Genomic DNA, 17,574 nt, shown 5'->3' on the forward strand with positions numbered 1-17,574 from the left:
GGCAACCACGGCCGGCCTACTTCAGCTCGATCTCGATGAAAGCATACTCGCCGTCATTGGCGTTGATGACGTCGTGCTCGACGCCTTCCCGCCGGAAATAGGGCGCGCCTTGCTTCATCTCGGCAAAGGACTCGCCGTCCTTGGTCACCAGCTTCACCGTGCCGTCCATCAGCGGCACGACGACATAATCGTGGCCATGGCGGTGCCAGCCGGTGTTGGCGCCGGGCGCGAAGCGGTATTCGGTGACGATGACGCGCTCGTTGTCGACGTGAACTGTGGCCTTGGCTGTTCCGGTCATGGCGCTCTCCTTTTTCTGAAGCAGAGAGTATGACGTGCTCGCGTGCGAGGGCCAGAGCGCGCCGAGCGATGACGCCAAAGAAAAAGCCCGGCGCGATCGGCCGGGCTTGTTCTTGAACTTTCGGATTGGCTCAGGCGAGGCTGCCGTTGATCCAGTGCGACAGCGCGGTCTTCGGCGCGGCGCCCACCTTCATGTCGGCCACTTCGCCACCCTTGAAGATCATCAGCGTCGGGATCGAGCGCACGCCGTACTGCGCGGCTAGCTCGGGATTCTCATCGATGTTGAGCTTGGCGACCTTGATCTTCGCGCCGAGCTCGTTGGCGATGTCTTCCAGCGCCGGGGCGATCATCTTGCAGGGGCCACACCATTCCGCCCAGAAATCCACCACGACCGGCTCCTTGGCGTTGAGCACATCGGCCTGGAAATTGCCCTTGTCGACCTTGACGGTGGCCATGCTGAAATCCTTTCGAAAACTCGGGTTGCACCAAATGTGGTGGTTGTGGCGGCGATGTTCAAGCAGTTCTTGTGTCACGCTGCCGTGAGTCGGGCAAGGGCGTCGTCCATGGCCGCCGCCGGCAGCTCGATCAGCCGCGGCGCCTCGGTGAACAGCAGCGCGGCCGTTACTTCGCGGCCCGGATAGAGCGGCTGGAGCAGCGCCCGGTAAAGCGCAAGCTGCAGCACATAGGCGGGCGGCACTTCGGCCAGACTCGTGGGCGCCGGGCGATTGGTCTTGTAGTCGACGATCGACACTTTCTCCGGGGTTACAGCCAGCCTGTCGATCTTGCCGGAGATCGAGCGCAGCTTGCCTTTCACCTCGAGGCTGCCCATGACGGCGACCTCGGCGCGCGAGGACGACGAGAACAGCGTGCCGAAGCGGTCGTCGGACAGGATCGACAGCACCGCTTCCAGCGCCCGGTCGCGCTCGCTTTCCGGCCAATCGACACCGGCGCGTGCCAGATAGCGCTCCGCCGCTCCCGGCCTTTCATCTTCGGCGATCCCGGGCAGCATCTGCAGCAATTTGTGCAGGGCCAGGCCGCGCATCACCGCAAAGCCGGGCTCGGCGGCGGCATCGAGCACCGGCGAGCGTGTGTCGGGCGCGGTGTCTTTCGCCTCGTCGATCAGCGCCGAGGCGCCGGAAGGCGAAAGCGGCCGCGGCAGCTCCTCATAGGGCGGCAGCGGCCGGAACAGGCCGTCCGGCAATGGCGCGGTATGCTCGAACAACCCCGCCTTGTCGACGCCGGTCAGCGCCACCGGCGGCAATTTGGTCATGTGGAAGCGGTGCACGGCCACATCGTTCGTTGCCGGATGCCGGCGCTCCTCGCTTTCCGGCGCACCAAGCAACGCGCGGCTGACGATCGAATGCCACGTGCCGGGGCTGGGCTGACGCTTGCCGTGATAGCCGCAGACGATCAGCCGGTCCTCGGCGCGCGTCATGCCGACATAGAGCAGCCGTCGGTATTCGTCGTCCGCCAGTTCGCGCGCCCGGATCGAAGCCGCCTTTGAGACGCCATTGGCGACATCGCTGGCCGAGCGCCACAGATAGCCCTTGCCCTTCCAGTGCGCGCCCGAGCCCTCGAACGGCATCAGCCGCGGCAGATGCTGGTCGCTGAACGGCGCCGAGCCGCCGTCGACCAGGAAAACCACCGGCGCCTCCAGGCCCTTGGCGGCGTGCACGGTCATGACGCGGACCTCGTCGCGCGTCTGGTCCATCTCGCGCTTGATCTCGGGACCGGCATTTTCCAGCGTCGACAGGAAGGACTCCAGCCCCGGCAGGCCAGTGCGTTCCTCGGCCAGGCAGAAACTCAGGAATTCGTCCAGGATATCGCCGGCTTCGGGCCCCAGCCGCGCCGTCATCTTGCGGCGCAGGCCGTCACGCGCCAGCACCGCGGCATAGAATTCGAACACCGGCTTGAACGCCACTTCGCTCGCCCAGGCGTCGAGCCGGCTAACGACAGCGGTGAGCGCGACATCTTCCGCCGCATGGTGCCGCAGCGAAGCGATCAGCGACTGGCCTTTCGGCCTCGAGCCAGCGAACGCCAGCAACGTCTCCTCGGAGACCTCGAAGATCGGACTGCGCAGCACCGCGGCCAACGAAAGATCGTCTTCCGGCTGGATCAGGAAATGTCCAAGCGCGATCAGGTCCTGGATGGCTATATGGCCGGGCAGGCTCAGCCTGTCGGCGCCGGCAACCGGGATTTGCCGGTTCTTCAGGCTGCGCGACAGCGCATGGACGAAGCGGTCGCGCTTGCGCACCAGGACGAGGATGTCGCCGGCAGTCAGTTTCCTGCCCTTGCCTTCGATCACCTCGCCGCTGCGCAGCCAGGTCTGGATGGTTGTAGCCACATGCTCGGCCACGCGCACGGCCGGCGCGCTGGCATGGTTGACCGGCAAAGTCCAATCGTCGGGCTCCTCGACCATTTCGGCGCCGATCGAAGGCCACACCTCGACATAGCCCGGCGCGTCATTGCGGATCGCCTTATGGCTCAGCGGATCGGGGTCGTGGCTGATGCCGCGCCTGACACCCGGCTCGGCGAAGACCCGGTCGACGGCGGCAAGCACGTCGTCGCTTGAACGGAATGACCAGGTGAGCTTGAGATTGGCGAAGGCGGCTTCGGCGCCGCGCACGCGGCCGGCGAACAACAGCCGGCTTTCGGCGAAGGAATCCGGCGCCGCGCCCTGGAAGGAGTAGATCGACTGCTTCTCGTCGCCGACGGCAAAGACAGTTCGGCGCACCGCTTCGCGCTGGCCAAGCCCGGCAAAGAACTCTTCCGTCAGTTTCTTCACCACCTCCCACTGGTCGGGGCTAGTGTCCTGCGCCTCGTCGAGCAGGATGTGGTCGATGCCCTGGTCGAGCTTGAACTGCACCCACGGTCCGGCATCCGGCCGCGACAAGAGACCGACCGTGCGTGTGATCAGATCGTTGAAGTCGAGAAAACCCCGCCCGCGCTTCAACTGCTCGTAGCGCGCGATCAGCCAGCCGGCGACGGTGAGCGCCGCCGCTGTCCCTTCCAGCATGCGGAACAGCGCCAGCCGGTCGGTTACCTCGAGGATCGCCTTGGCCGCGGCCAGATAGCGATCGGCCAAGTCCGGCAGCCGGTCGACCAGCGCCTTCTTGAAGATCTTGGGCGGCTCATAGGGGTCGCCGTCGGCCTTCAGGAAGGCCTTTGCCAGCAGCCGCAGCCGGCGGATCGGGTCGGTTTCGGCGAAGGCGCCCCGTGCATAGGGGATGACATTGTTCAGCACCTGCCGCGCGTCGGCGGTTTCGGCGGCCTGCGCGAATTCGGCGAATTGGCCGGGGGCGAAGCCAGGCAGCGGCCACAGCGAAGCGGCGATGCCCTCGGCCGTCTGTCCGGGCCTGAAACCGAATTCGGCGAACAACGGCCGGAAATCCCGATCCCTGCCGAGCTTGGCGATGAAATCGCGCAATTCGTCGCGCTTGCCGACGATTTCGCCAAGCAGCGTGTCGAGCCCGAACTCGCCGCCGCGTTCCAGCACGGTGGCGAAGGCCTCCGCCAGGCCTTCGACGCCGGCGCCCGCCCTCGAAATCATGTCTCGACGAGCGTCGCCAAACAGTGAGGCCTCCATCTGCGGATCGAGCATCTCGAAATGCGCCGGGATATTGGCTTCGAGCGGGAACTGGTGCAGCACCGATTCGCAGAAGGCGTGGATGGTCTGGATCTTCAGCCCGCCCGGCGTCTCGAGCGCCTCGGCGAACAATCGCCGCGCGCGCCGCATCGTGTCGCGGTCGGCGCCGCGGCCGTCCAGCGCCGCGATCCGCACGCCAAGTTCCGCATCGGGCAGCGCCGTCCATTCTGACAGGGTCGAGAACACACGGTTCGACATGTTGGCGGCGGCGGCCCGCGTATAGGTGAGGCACAGGATCTTCGATGGGTCGGTGCCGTTGAGCAGGAGCCGGATGACGCGCTGCGCCAGCACATGCGTCTTGCCCGAGCCGGCATTTGCCGACACCCAGGCGGAATAGGCCGGATCTGAGGCGCGCGCCTGGCTGGCCGCGGTATCGGAGGGGATCGGATATTTCATCCGTCGGCCTCGTCTTCGCTGGCGCCGCCAGCCGACCATTCGAGCACACGCGCCAGATGGTCGTAGTCGCCGTCGGCTTCGCCCTCGCGGAACGGCAGGGCGCGCGACAGATAGCCGGCGGTCGGGTCGGCATAATGGAAAAGCAGCCGCTCCAGCCGCGCCCAGGCTTCCTCGGAAAGGTCGTTGGCGGTACGGGGCTTGCGGTTGTATTCGAGGATCGATTCCTCGAACACCTCGCCATTCGGTTTCAGCCGCACGAAGGCGAGTTGCGAGGGCTCGCGAATGCCAAGCTCCTTGAAGGCGCCGCGCCTCAGCAGCGCGCCCTCCAACGCAAGCTGCGGCGACAGCAGCGTGTGCGCCTGCGCTTTCGAGGGTGAGGAGCCTGTCTTGTAGTCGAGGATGTCGGCCATGCCGCCGGCAAGCAGGTCGACGCGGTCGGCATAGCCGGAAAGCGTCACGCCGGTGCGGCCGACCACTGTCTTCTGCGCGCGTTCCTCGGCATAGCGCCTCGCCACCGCATCGGCGCGGCCATGCTCCCATTCGATGATGTTTTCGGCGAGCTTTTCGAAGCGCGGCCACCAGATCGCCTCGATATCCGCCGGAAGCTTTGCCTCGGCAAAGCAGGCACGACCCGCTTCGATGAGGCTTTGCAGCGCGTTTGGTGCCCGGGGGTCTTCGACGCGGCGCGAAAACAAATGCAGGATTTCGTGGAACAATGTGCCGCGTTCGGCGGCGCCCGGATCGCGGATAAGCGGCTCCAGCGGCATCAGGCCGAGGATGCGCCGTGCGTAGACCGCGTAGGGGTCGCGGCGCAGCGTCTCGATCTCGGTGACCGAGAAATGCTGCGGGCGCATGCTGAGCGGCGGCTTCGGCTGCGGGCGGGCGGCAAAATCCTTCTTCTCGCCGGCATCGAGCGCGCGCGCCCAGGCAAGCAGCGCGTCGCCGCGCCCGCGAAGTGCTGCCGCCGGCTCCTTGCCGATGAAGGTCAGGATGCGCTGCAGCCAGCGCGACGGCACCGCCGGCGCGTCGCCCGAACGTGCCGAACGCGTCAGCACCACTTCGCTCGCGCCCATCGCCATCTGGAAATCATGCGCGGCAAGGCCAATGCGCCGTTCCGGCGGTTCGAGGTCGATGCCGGTCTTCATCAGCCGCGACATGAAGCGGTCGCTCTCGGGTTTGCGCGGCCAGACACCTTCATTGAGCCCGCCGATGACCAGCGTGTCGACGCTCTGCAATCGGGCTTCCAGCGCGCCCCAGATGGCGATGTTGCGGTCGGTGCCTTGCGCCGGCTTCACCGCCTCCGGCGCGATCAGCGCTTCCATCACGTCGGGCCATTCCGAAGCGGCGAAGGTGAAGGGCGAGGACGCCGCCACCAGCCCGCGCAACAGCTCGGCGAGTTTTTCGCCGGCGTCGCCGGCATAGAGTTCCGCCAGACCGCCATCAGCCGCGCGGCCCAGATCCTCCAGCGCGACAACGCTCGCGCGCGTCAGCGTCGCGATGTCGGCGTCCTTCTCATCCCGCATCGCGGTGAGCGGCAGCAGCGCCTTGGTAAGGCGGCTAAGCATGCCGTGCGCCTGCTCGATACCGCGCACGGTCAGGCGCGAAAACCAGAAAGGCTGCCTGGTGTCGCCGCTCAGCTTCGCGAGTCGTGTCTCGAAAAGCGCGCCGAGCGAGGCGACATCGGGGCGCCCCGTGCCGCCGCGCAGCGCCACCAGCTCGACGAGTTCGGCCGCCTTGCGCACGCTCCGGCGTTCGAGACCGAGTCCAAGCAGCGGATGCTTGAGCAATGACAGGAGGCTTACCGGATCGCCGGGCCGGAAGGCTGCGCTCAGCGCGAGCCTGAGCAGGCTGGCGGCCGGCGTGTTGACGAGCGGCGCACCGCCGGAATCGTCGGCAACGACGCCGAAACGCAGAAGCTCGGCCGAAACCCGTCGCGCCAGCGCCCGGTCGCCGGTGACGAGCGCCGCGCGCTTGCCTGGGATCTCCACCGCGCGCTTCAACGCGATGGCGATTGCCGCCGCCTCATCGCGTTCGTTCGCCGCTTCCACCAGCGTCACGCCGGCAAGCGTCTGTTCGACATCGTGCGCCGCGAAGCGCGGCCGCGTCTCGGTCCAGTACTCGGTGGTTTCGGCCGGCCGCAGCGCCTCGCCGACAAGGGCGGCGCGCAACGCAAGCGGCGGTGGCGCGGCGACGATATCCTCGACGTCGCGGCGCGGAATGCCGATGCTTCCGATCAGCTTGGCGAGGCCGTATTGCGGGTGGCCGAGCGTTGCCGGACGCGCGCCGGGCGCCGTGATCGCCGCGAAGGATGCGTCGTCCAGCTCGCGGTCGAGCCCAGGCAGCACGACGGCGCCGTTGGGCAGGCCGGCGATGACGCCAAGCAGTTCGGCGGTGGCGGGAATCGAGCCGGTCGAACCGGCGGCGATCACCGGTCCGGCCGGCGGATTGCGCTTCAGCCGCGCCGCTTCAAGCCGGATCAGCGCGCTGCGATGCGCTGCCGGATTGGAACGGTAGCGCTCCCTCAGCAATTCCGGCCAGTTGTCGGTGACGATGCCGAGGAAATCCAGCGTCACCTGCCACCAGCCGGCAAGGTTGCCGGTCACCAGCGTCGCGAGCTTCGCCCAGTCCGTGCCTTCGGTCTCGATCTCGTCCATCAGCCGGGCGAGGTCGCGCGCCAGCCAGATGGCGTCGGCGGCCGAGGTCGGCACGACGAATTCCTCGTTGAACCGCTCTCTCACATGCGCCGGCAGGCTTTCCTTCCAGGCGCGCACGAGCGGCGCCAGCAACAACAGCCGCTCCTGCGCGGCGATCGGCGGCGCGAGCTCGATGGCCGGCGCCGCCTCGGCGTCGAAGGCGGCCTCGTCCTCGTCGAATTCGCCGAGCGGGCGCACCGTCGGCAGGATGGCGGAGCGTCTGCCCCCTCCCGATTCAACAAGCATGTCGACGAAGGCGCCGCGCAGCGCACGCGCCGCACGGCGCGTCGGCACATAGATGGTGGCGTCGGCGAGCGCCAGCGGATCGCCGTCGAAGCGGAAGCCGGGGATCAGGCGTCCATCGAGCAACGCTCCAGCCAGCGTCGGCAGGAACGGCGCTCCGGACGGGATGGAAAGGACGCGGCGCGCGCCGCTCATACCGCATTAGATCGCCGTGCGCCCGTTTGGGCGCACAAAGGACGATCTAACCCTTTGACTCTACGCATCGTGCTTTCCGAAGACTCTACGCATCGTGCTTTCCGAAAATCGGAGCCGATTTTCGGGCCGATGCGGATGCGAGCGCGCCGGCGACGGCTGCCTCGGCGGCTGGAATGGCGCCCGGGGTGCCGACGGTGATCCAGCTTCCGTTCATCTTCATGCCGAACAGGCGGCCGGCGGCGATCGCCTTGTCGAAATAGATGTTGAGCGAATGCGAGCCTGTGGGAGCATCCTTGAAGATACGCGGATGGATGATCGCAGCACCTGCATAGATCAGGCCCGTCGGATCACCCTTTGAGCGCCTGAGCGCGCCGTCATGCGCGATCAGGAAATCGGTGCCGACGCAATGCCCGGTCGCTGAGTCGAGATCGGTAAGCATCAGCAGAATATCCATTCTGGCGGCGTCCCATGCAAGGGCAAGGCGCTCGAGGCTGGGTTGGCCGCTGTCGATCCAGAAGGTATCGGCGTTGATGATGTAGAAGGGCTCGCTGCCCAAAAGCGGCAGCGCCTTGACGATGCCGCCAGCCGATTCCAGCAGCGCCTCGCGCTCGTCGGAGATGACGATCTTCGGTGCGCGCCTATGGGCGACATGGGCGACGATCTGCTCGGGCAGGTAGTGGACATTGACGACGGCCTTGGCGACGCCGGCAGCTTCCAAACTGTCCAGCCCCCAGTCGAGCAAGGTCTTGCCAGCGATCTTCACCAGCGGCTTCGGCATCGAATCGGTAATCGGCCGCATGCGCTTGCCGAGCCCGGCCGCCAGCACCATCGCCGTCGTCGGCTTCATGGGACCCGTTCCTCGAGCAGGCCGTGGGCCATGTAGAAATCCTTCAGGCCAGCCAGCGCCGGATGCGCCAGCGCCCGCCTCAGATAGTCGCGAATGCGCGGCAGGTGCTTCAGATAGTAAGGCTTGCCGTCGCGCTTTTCGAGCCGCACGAAGATGCCGAGGATCTTCGAATTGCGCTGCGCGGCCATGATCGCATAGGCCTCGGCGAAGCCGGCCTCGTCGAAAGCGCCGGCGGCGCGCCGCGCCGCGACATAAGCCGCGACGGTGCGCCGCTCGATCTCGGGCGGGACGGTGACGCGCGCATCCATGGCCAAGGAAGCGACGTCATAGGCGGCAGGCCCGATCAGCGCGTCCTGCACATCGACGATGCCCAGCCGGTCGAGGCCGGCGCGCTCGGCCCGCCAGATGATGTTGGGCGAATGGAAGTCGCGCAGCATCAGCGTGTATTCGCTGCCTGCCAGGTGATCGAGAAGTGCGTTCCATACCTTGTGGTAGCCTTCCCGCAACGCGTCGTTTGCCGGTTCGCCGGTGATCCATGGCACATACCAGTCGACCAGAAGGTCGGCCTCGATCAGCATGGCTTCCCGGTCGAAAGGCGGCACGTCGTGAAATACGCCGGGCGCCGCTTCCAAGCGCGTAGGCCAAGTCTTGCCATGCATCATGGCCAGCAGCTCGGCCGCCGCCTCGTAGCGTTTGGCGATGGGCTGGCCGTCGCGACCGAGGAAACCTTCCGAGCCGAGATGCTCGATGAGCAGAAAGCCCTGGTCGAGATCCTGGGCGTGGATCGCCGGCACGCTGACGCCGGCGGCATAGAGCGCCCGGTCGATGGCGACGAAGGCGGCGACGGATTGCGCCGTGTGGGCGATCACCGCATAGGGCTTGCCGCCGCGAACCGGCGGCCCGAGCACCAGGCGCGGCGAATTCATCAGCACGCGCGGCGCTTGGCCGGGCAGCGCGACGATCTCATAGGAGCGGGCGGAGGCGTCGCCGACGAAATGACGGCGGCTGGCTTCGCCCCATCCGGCGGAGGCCAGGAAATCGCGCATCGCCAGCGATCGCGCCACGCGGTCATAGATTGGTCCCTGCCCGGAAAGCCGCTCCACCCGGCCTTCGCCCTGCTCGGCAAGATCGACCCACAGCGCCGTTTCCGGCAAGCGGTCTGCGGCCCGTTCCGGCCATTCGATGAGCGCCGCGCCTTGGCTTAGCGCGTCGTCGAGGCCGAGCTCGTCGAGCTCGTCCGGAGCGGACAGCCGATAGAGGTCGAAATGATGCACCGGAACGCGCGTCTCGTAGCTCTGCACCAGGGTGAAGGTCGGGCTCGGCACTTCGAGATTGGCGTCGTCGGCGAGCGCCCGGATCAGCGCGCGGGCCAACGTCGACTTGCCGGCGCCGAGATCGCCTTTCAGCGCGATCGCGTCGCCCGCGCGCAACGCCATGGCGAGGTCCTCGCCAAGCCTTGCCGTTGCCGCCTCGTCGGCGAGAAAACGCTCCAGCGCCATCCCTGTCATATAGGCCGCGCTACTCGGCCGCGTCGCGGATGCCCGCCGGCGTATCCGGGATTCCGGAAGGCTTGTCCGGGAAGGTGCAGATGACGGTCGTGCCCCTGTCCTGGCCGGTCTCGATGCGCACGGTCCCGCCATGCAGTTCGACGAAGCTCTTGACGATCGAGAGCCCAAGCCCCGCGCCGCGCCGACGCCCGCCATTGGCGCGCGGCTCGAAGCGGCGGAAGACCGATTCAAGCACGTCCGGCGGCATGCCCGGCCCGTCGTCATGCACCGAGAACTCGACGCCGTCGGCCAAGCGGCGGCAGGTCAGCCGGATCGTGCTTGCCTCCGGCGCGTAGTTCGCCGCGTTGCTGAGCAGGTTGTAGAGAATCTGGCGGATGCGGATTTCGTCGCCATGGAAGCTCGCCGGCGCCTCCGCCGCGTCGATCTCGAGCTTGATCCGGTGCTCGTCCAGCCGGTCGGCGACCAGTTCGGCGGCCGCGGCGATCGTCCGGTCGATGTTCATTTCGGAGATGTCGAGCTGCATGATGCCGGCATCGACGGTGGCCAGGTCGAGGATATCGTTGACGATGGTGAGCAGCACCGAGGACGACGAGCCGACATGCTCGACATATTCGCGCTGTTTCGGCGTCAGTGGCCCGGTCGCGGGCAGCGACAGAAGCTCGGTGAAGCCGATGATGTTGGTCAACGGCGAGCGCAGCTCATAGGACACGTGCTGCACGAATTCGTTCTTCAGCTGGTCGGATTTCTCCAGCGCCTCGTTCCTGTCCTTCAGCGCCCGTTCGACATTGACGGTGTCGGTGACGTCGACGAAGGTGATCATCACCTGGCCGTTGGGCAGGTGGATCACCGCGTAGCTCAGCACCGTGCCGTTGACCAGCTCGATCTGGCCGCGGCGGTCGCGGCGCTCGTCGTCGAAGCCGGTGACCGCGGCGACGAAGCCGCCCCACGGGCTGTTCGCGGCGCGCTGGTCGCAAAAGTCGCGGATCGCCGAGACATGGACTTTCGGCTTGACCGCTTCCACAGTCAGCCCCCACAGCGCGACGAAGGCCGGATTGGACAGGCGCAGCCGGCCGTCCGGACCGAACACGACCACCCCTTCGGCGAGGTTGTCCAGCGTCTCGCCCTGCACCCGCACGGCGGTCTGGTAACGGCTTTCGAGATCCATCTTCTCGGTCAGGTTCTCGAACACCCAGGTGACGCCGCCCTTCGGCTGCGGGTTCGCCACGACGCGGATCGTCTTGCCGTCCGGCAGATGCCACCAATGCTCCTGCGATTCGACGGCGCGATAGGCGCTGAGCAGGTTTTCCTTCCAGCGCCGCCATTCGGGCTGCTCGGCGATCCTGCCTTCGCTGCGCAGCCTGTCGAGCAGCAACGTGTTGGAGGGAGCGCTGAGCAGGAAGCCCGAGTCGAGACCCCACAGCTTCTGGAAGGCCTGGTTGAAGAAGCGCAGCTTTTCCTCGGTGTCGAAGATCGCTACCGCTGTATTCAACTGGTCGAGCGTGTCGGCATGGCTGCGCACGGTCCGCTCATATTCGGCGCGGATCGTCTCGGCGGCACTGGTGTCGCAGGCAAGTCCCGCCGAACCGTCGGCTCCGGCGAAATCGGTGACCGCGAACATGCGGCGGTCGCCCTCGATCACGGTGGAGAGCGTCTGCTCGAAGACCGGGCGCGACTTGTGCTGCTCGGCGATCTGCTCGCGCGCCTGGCCGCCGAGGAATTCCTTCGCGTCGCGCACGGCCGCGGCCGTGCTTTCCGCCTCCACCGCCTCGGCATAGGCGCGGTTGACCCATTGCAATCGCCCGTCCGCGCCGCGCAGCCACGCCGGCATCTTCAACGCGTCGAGCAGGCCGACCATGGTGTCGTAGTCGGCGCTGAGCCGCTGGTTCTCGATCTTCAGCCTGGCCTGGTTGCGCAGCGTCTCCGACAGCGAGACGAAGCGCACCAGCACATGCGCCGCGCTCTTGCGGCCATGCACCTCCAGCGGCACGCCGGCCTGCGTTTCGATGACGAGATCGAAGGCTCTAGCCTGTTCGCGCAGCGCCGCAACCGCGTGCTCCAGCGCCGCCGCCGAGCGCGGCATCAGCCAGCGGCCGAAGGCCAGGAAAGCGGATCTGTCGTCGGGCGCGCCGCTTTCCAGCGGCAGGCTGCCGATGAGCTCGGGTTTCTTGTTGTCCGTGGTCCACACCACCAGGCGCTGGTCGCGCAGGTTGAGCAGCGCCTCGGAGCGCTGCAGCGCCGCGTTGACGTCCGCGATGCGGGCCCTGAGCTGTAGATTCTGCGAGGCGGTGCGTGCGCGCTCGCGGATCAGGAAGATGGCCGAGACGAGTGCGGCGCCCATGACGCCGACGAACATGGCGAGTTGCATGACCTCGACGGTGCTGACCGGCGCCGCGGCCTTTCCCGGGATGCCTGTCTCGGCGTGGGCGGCAAAGGCGAGCAGCGGGCCTGCAAGCGCCGAGGTGGCAAGCAGCGACGCCAGCCGCAAGCCGGCACGAAAACCGCCGCCGCTCACGGCGGGGCCAGCCTCGTTCGAATCCTCATGGCCGCCGGAAACGGCCTTTCCCGCGCGTGGCGGGTAATCCCCCGGCATGTCTTGGTCCTCTTCGCCGCTTGAATGCAAGACCGCCCTGAATGCGTCCCCGGCCCAACATGTCCCCGAGCCGCGAATCACAACAATAACGCTTGCCGGAATCGACGTGAAGAATCATTGGCGCAAAAAATAAAGCCGGATGGAAAGTCAACCACCCGGCTTCAATATATGGTAGATAATTTCGTTTTGGTTAATAGCGGTAGTGTTCGGGCTTGTACGGGCCCTGCGGCTTCACGCCGATATAGGCGGCCTGTTCGCCGGACAGCTCGGTGAGCTTGGCGCCGAGCTTGTCGAGATGCAGCCGCGCGACCTTCTCGTCGAGGTGCTTGGGCAGCACATAGACCTGGTTCTCGTACTGGCCGTGCTTGCTGAAAAGCTCGATCTGCGCCAGCACCTGGTTCGTGAACGAGGCCGACATGACGAAGCTCGGATGACCAGTGGCGTTGCCGAGGTTGAGCAGGCGTCCCTCGGACAGAAGGATCATCCGCTTGCCGTCCGGGAAGGTGATCAGGTCGACCTGCGGCTTGACGTTGGTCCATTTCAGGTTGCGCAGCGACGCCACCTGGATCTCGTTGTCGAAGTGGCCGATATTGCCGACGATCACCATGTCCTTCATCGACCGCATATGGTCGAGCGTGACGACGTCCTTGTTGCCGGTGGTGGTGATGACGATGTCGGCGTTGGGGGCCGCGTCTTCCAGCGTCACCACCTCATAGCCGTCCATAGCCGCCTGCAGCGCGCAGATCGGGTCGACCTCGGTGACTTTGACGCGGGCGCCGGCGCCGCGCAGCGAGGCCGACGAGCCCTTGCCGACGTCGCCATAGCCGCAGACCACCGCGACCTTGCCGGCCATCATCGTGTCGGTGCCGCGGCGGATGCCGTCGACCAGCGATTCCTTGCAGCCGTATTTGTTGTCGAATTTCGACTTGGTGACGGAATCGTTGACGTTGATCGCCGGGAAGGGCAGCAGGCCCTTCTTCTGCAGCTGGTAGAGGCGGTTGACGCCGGTGGTGGTCTCCTCGGTGACACCGCGGATCGCTTCCCGCTGCTTGGTGAAGAAACCGGGCGAGGCCTTCAGGCGCTTCTTGATCTGCGCGACGAAGTATTCCTCCTCCTCGCTCTGCGGATTGGACAGCACATCCTCGCCGGCCTCGGCGCGCGCGCCGACCAGAATGTACATGGTGGCATCGCCGCCATCGTCGAGGATCATGTTGGAGAGGCCGCCATCGGCCCACTGGAAGATCTTGTCGGTGTAATCCCAGTAGTCCTCCAGCGACTCGCCCTTGACCGCGAACACCGGGATGCCGGCCTCGGCGATCGCCGCGGCCGCGTGGTCCTGGGTCGAGAAGATGTTGCAGGAGGCCCAGCGGATGTCGGCGCCCAGCGCCTTCAGCGTCTCGATCAGCACCGCCGTCTGGATGGTCATGTGCAGCGAGCCGGTGATGCGCGCGCCCTTCAGCGGCCTCTTGGCGCCGAACTCCTCGCGGCAGGCCATCAGGCCCGGCATTTCGGTTTCGGCGATCTCGATCTCCTTGCGGCCCCAGCCGGCAAGCGAGATGTCGGCGACCACATAGTCCTTGCTACCCGTCATGGCAGTGCTCCGGTGTGATTTTTTCTCAAAGACGCGCCGGCGCCGGGAGGCGCGTGGAAGGGCGCGGTTGCCGGCCTGACTAGCAGATCGGCCGTCGCCCGACAATGGGATATAAAGAAATCTTTATGCGCGCATGTCTCTGCGGGGCGGTGCATGTCGCCCAAAAGTGCGCAGCGGTTTTGGGATCACGACATGCACAACCAGAAATCATGTCGCCCAAAAGTGTGCAGCGGTTTTGGGATCACGACATGTACAAGCAGAAATCATGTCACCCAAAAGTGTGCAGCGGTTTTGGGATCACGACATGTACCAAAGCAAAAATTTCAGATTTCCTCGCCGAAACGCGAGGCGACCAGCTGCTCCAGCGCATCCATGGCCGGCACGGCTTCCGGGCCGCTGGCGATGACACGGATCGAATAACCCGGGCTTGCCGCCAGCATCATCAGGCCCATGATCGAGGTGCCGCCGACCTTCACACCGTCCTTCTCGACATGGATGGTGGCGTCGAAGCCGCTGGCGACCTGGACGAACTTGGCCGAAGCGCGCGCATGCAGGCCGCGCTGATTGATGATCGGGAACTCCCGCACCACCTCATCCGTACGCGGCGCCGGTGCGTTCATTTGCTGCTCAGGAGCTGGCTGGCGACGTTGATGTATTTGCGGCCCGCCGCCTGCGCCTCGTCGAGCGCGGCGGCCATGTTGTCGCCCTTGCGGATCGAGGAGAGCTTGATCAGCATCGGCAGGTTCATGCCGGCGATCACCTCGGTGCGGCCCGATTCCATCACCGAGATGGCGAGGTTGGAGGGCGTGCCGCCGAACATGTCGGTGAGCACGATGACGCCGGCGCCGGTGTCGACGCGCGCCACGGCGTCGACGATGTCGGCCCGGCGCTGCTCCATGTCGTCATCGGCGCCGATCGCCACGGTTTCGAAATTGTCCTGCGGCCCGACGACATGCTCTACGGCATGCCGGAACTCGGTAGCGAGTTGACCGTGCGTCACGAGCACGAGTCCGATCATTCTCTGGTGGCTCCCGTCATCGCCTCTTCACAGGCGTATCTTATGTTCGCCAGCCATTCCAGGCGGCGGGAGCGCTATCTTGTCGACGCACGGCCGGTTGACAAGCCCAAAATTGCGGCAGCTCGGGCCATTTTGACGCATCGCAGCAAAAAACCCGGGGCGGATCATGAAAAAGGCTGGATCGACAGCCGCGCCATCAGCAGGGGCAGCGCGGCGGTGACGTTTTGCCGGGCGACGTCGACACGGGGCAGCCGGCATTCGTCGATCGTTTCCGCGGCTTCGTCCTGCAGGCGCGCCATGTCGGCCGCCTCGACCAGCCGCACCATGAGGTCGATCACGGCGGCCGGTTCGAAGGCCAGCGGCCGCGGGCCGATGCCGTGCACCTCGGCGAGACCGGCGATGCTCGCCGGCGCGCGGCACACCAGCCGGCCGCCATGGGCCACGGCAAACAACTGGTCGTCGCCCACCAGCCGGGCAAAAAGCCCCCGCGCGCGGCAATGATCGATTAGCGCCAGCGCCAGCGTCGTCTTGCCGGCGCCCGACGGCCCGGTGATCAGCACGCCGCGCTCGCCGACCAGTATGGCCGTGCCATGGATGTTGCGGGGCTTTGCGGCGGCGTCCGGCATGTTCGGCTCGGCGGTCAGCCTTCCGCCGGCAGCGTCACCACGAAACGCGCGCCCTTGATCTCGCCGGGCTTGGTGCCGGGGATGTTTTCGGCCGTCAGCGTGCCACCATGCGCCTCGACGATCTGGCGGCTGATCGACAGCCCGAGGCCGGAGTTCTGGCCGAATGCCTCGCCGGCCGGCCGGTCGGTGTAGAAGCGTTCGAAGATGCGATCGATCTTCTCCGCCCGGATGCCCGGGCCGTTATCGTCGACGGTGATGATGTTGAACTTGCCCGCGCGCGCCAACGAGATCGCTATGTGGCCATGCTCGTCGGGCACGAAGGAGCGCGCGTTCTCGATCAGATTGGTGATGACCTGGCCGATCCTGAGGTCATGGCCGACAACGAAATAGCCTTTGGCGCCGGCCGGCAGCTTGGCGACCTTGAGCTCGATCTCGACGGCCTTCTTGTTGCGCGTCGCCTCGCGCGAGACCGCGATGAGATCGGTGGTGAATTTCTTCAGATCGACGGTTGCGGCATCCTCGCGCGCCAGCTCGGCATCGAGCCGCGAAGCGTCCGAGATGTCGGTGATCAGCCGGTCGAGCCGCCTCACATCGTGCTGGATGATTTCCATCAGCCGGCCACGCGAGTTCTCGTTCTTCGCCAGAGGCAGCGTCTCGACCGCGCTGCGCAGCGAGGTCAGCGGGTTCTTCAATTCATGCGAGACATCCGCCGCAAAACTTTCGATCGCCTCGATTCTCGCGTACAGCGCATTCGTCATGTCGCGCACGGCAATGGACAAATTGCCGATCTCGTCCTGGCGATCGGAAAAATCGGGGATTTCCTCGCGGTTCTTGACGCCGCGCCGCACCCTGACGGCGGCCGCGGAAAGCCGGCGCAGCGGATTGGCGATGGTGGAGGCGAGCAGCATCGACAGGATCGCGGTGACGAGCGCCGCCACCCCGAACACGCGCAGGATCGCCTTGCGCTCGGCCGCGACGATCTTGTCGATGTCGCCGCCTTCGGTGGACAGCATCAGCACGCCGAGCACGGCGCGGAAGCGCTGGATCGGCACCGCGACGGAGACGATCTGCTCGCCCTGCTCGCTCACCCGCACGATGGTCGAGGGGCTGCCGGTCAGCGCCTTGACCACTTCGGGGAAGGCCGCGCCATTGCCGCCGGGCTGCTCGTGGTAGACCGGCAGGTCCTTGTTGCGGAAGAAGTCGAAGATGAATTTCTCGACTTGCTCCACGACGCCGGGCTGTTCGTCGTCGACGGGCGGCAGGTCGTAGCGCAGGATCTGGCCGCGCGAATAAAGATGCCGCGAATCGAGCAGCAGGTTGGCGTCGCGGTCATAGATGCGGGCGCGGGTGCGCGTCGGCGAGATCAAGCGTCGCAGCACCGGCGCCACGCGCTCGGGATTGATCGGGAAATCGAGGTTGTCGAGCTGGTCCGACCCCGGCCCCAGGCTTTCGCCCGCCTGCAGCTCAAGCAGCTTTTCCGGATCGATGCTGATCGAATCGGTCTCGACGGTCGCCGAGGCCGCGATCGCGCCGGCGATTATCTCGCCCTGCGTCATCAGGCTTTCGACGCGCGCGTCGATCAGCCCGTCGCGGAAGGTGTTCAGGTAAAGGATGCCGGTGACCAGCACAGCGAGGCCGGCCAGGTTGAGGAACAGGATGCGCCGGGTCAGGCTGGAGAAGATGTGATGGCCGAGAAACCGGCGCATCGGCACCGTGAATTTCGACACGAAGGCGGGCACGATCCGCGACGGGCGCCTTGCCGCGCCCGCCCGTCTGCCTCGCTCTACTTCCACTGCCATCGACTAGCAGGCCCTGCTTAGTTAGTGGGTAGTGAGTGGGCAGTAGGCAGTAGGAGCAATGATTGGCTGACCGCGGCTATGCACGAATGGCCGCTCGCATCATTCAAAACTGACTACGGACTATT

At 66.2% G+C, this 17,574-nt stretch carries 12 protein-coding genes; all 12 read right to left on the reverse strand.

What is annotated here, in order from left to right; all coding sequences use genetic code 11:
* Positions 1–16: 16 nt before the first annotated feature.
* Positions 17–298: a cupin domain-containing protein gene (locus FJ418_RS09385; protein WP_140865006.1), complete on the reverse strand. Its 282-nt coding sequence runs from the start codon at positions 296–298 to the stop codon at positions 17–19.
* A 130-nt stretch (positions 299–428) separates the two neighbouring features.
* Positions 429–752, reverse strand: coding sequence for a thioredoxin (trxA, locus tag FJ418_RS09390; protein WP_095767992.1), 324 nt, complete (start codon positions 750–752; stop codon positions 429–431).
* 74 nt (positions 753–826) lie between these two features.
* Complete coding sequence (gene addA, locus FJ418_RS09395; protein WP_140865007.1) at positions 827–4,339, reverse strand: double-strand break repair helicase AddA; 3,513 nt, start codon at positions 4,337–4,339, stop codon at positions 827–829.
* Positions 4,336–7,470 (reverse strand): double-strand break repair protein AddB, encoded by a 3,135-nt coding sequence (gene addB, locus FJ418_RS09400; RefSeq protein ID WP_140865009.1) that lies wholly within the window; start codon positions 7,468–7,470, stop codon positions 4,336–4,338. Before addB ends, addA begins: the two co-directional genes overlap by 4 nt.
* A gap of 85 nt (positions 7,471–7,555) precedes the next feature.
* On the reverse strand, positions 7,556–8,317 hold the full coding sequence (locus tag FJ418_RS09405) for a nucleotidyltransferase family protein (RefSeq protein ID WP_140865011.1): 762 nt from the start codon (positions 8,315–8,317) through the stop codon (positions 7,556–7,558).
* Positions 8,314–9,825 (reverse strand): tRNA (adenosine(37)-N6)-threonylcarbamoyltransferase complex ATPase subunit type 1 TsaE, encoded by a 1,512-nt coding sequence (gene tsaE, locus FJ418_RS09410; RefSeq protein ID WP_140865013.1) that lies wholly within the window; start codon positions 9,823–9,825, stop codon positions 8,314–8,316. The genes FJ418_RS09405 and tsaE overlap by 4 nt, the downstream gene beginning before the upstream one ends.
* A 10-nt stretch (positions 9,826–9,835) precedes the next feature.
* Positions 9,836–12,415, reverse strand: coding sequence for a PAS domain-containing sensor histidine kinase (locus FJ418_RS09415; protein WP_140865015.1), 2,580 nt, complete (start codon positions 12,413–12,415; stop codon positions 9,836–9,838).
* A gap of 190 nt (positions 12,416–12,605) precedes the next feature.
* A complete protein-coding gene (gene ahcY, locus FJ418_RS09420; RefSeq protein ID WP_140865017.1) occupies positions 12,606–14,006 on the reverse strand; it encodes an adenosylhomocysteinase in 1,401 nt (466 codons plus the stop codon).
* 323 nt (positions 14,007–14,329) lie between these two features.
* On the reverse strand, positions 14,330–14,626 hold the full coding sequence (locus FJ418_RS09430; protein WP_140658726.1) for an HPr family phosphocarrier protein: 297 nt from the start codon (positions 14,624–14,626) through the stop codon (positions 14,330–14,332).
* Positions 14,623–15,024, reverse strand: a complete 402-nt coding sequence (locus FJ418_RS09435; RefSeq protein ID WP_027166957.1) for a PTS sugar transporter subunit IIA — start codon at positions 15,022–15,024, stop codon at positions 14,623–14,625. The genes FJ418_RS09430 and FJ418_RS09435 overlap by 4 nt, the downstream gene beginning before the upstream one ends.
* 164 nt (positions 15,025–15,188) lie before the next feature.
* Positions 15,189–15,650, reverse strand: coding sequence for an HPr kinase/phosphorylase (locus FJ418_RS09445; RefSeq protein WP_140865021.1), 462 nt, complete (start codon positions 15,648–15,650; stop codon positions 15,189–15,191).
* A 14-nt stretch (positions 15,651–15,664) separates the two neighbouring features.
* Complete coding sequence (locus FJ418_RS09450; RefSeq protein WP_140865023.1) at positions 15,665–17,449, reverse strand: sensor histidine kinase; 1,785 nt, start codon at positions 17,447–17,449, stop codon at positions 15,665–15,667.
* Between the last annotated feature and the right edge of the window lie 125 nt (positions 17,450–17,574).

Origin of the sequence: Mesorhizobium sp. B2-8-3 (assembly GCF_006440815.1) — a bacterium.
In the GTDB taxonomy this organism is placed as follows: domain Bacteria; phylum Pseudomonadota; class Alphaproteobacteria; order Rhizobiales; family Rhizobiaceae; genus Mesorhizobium.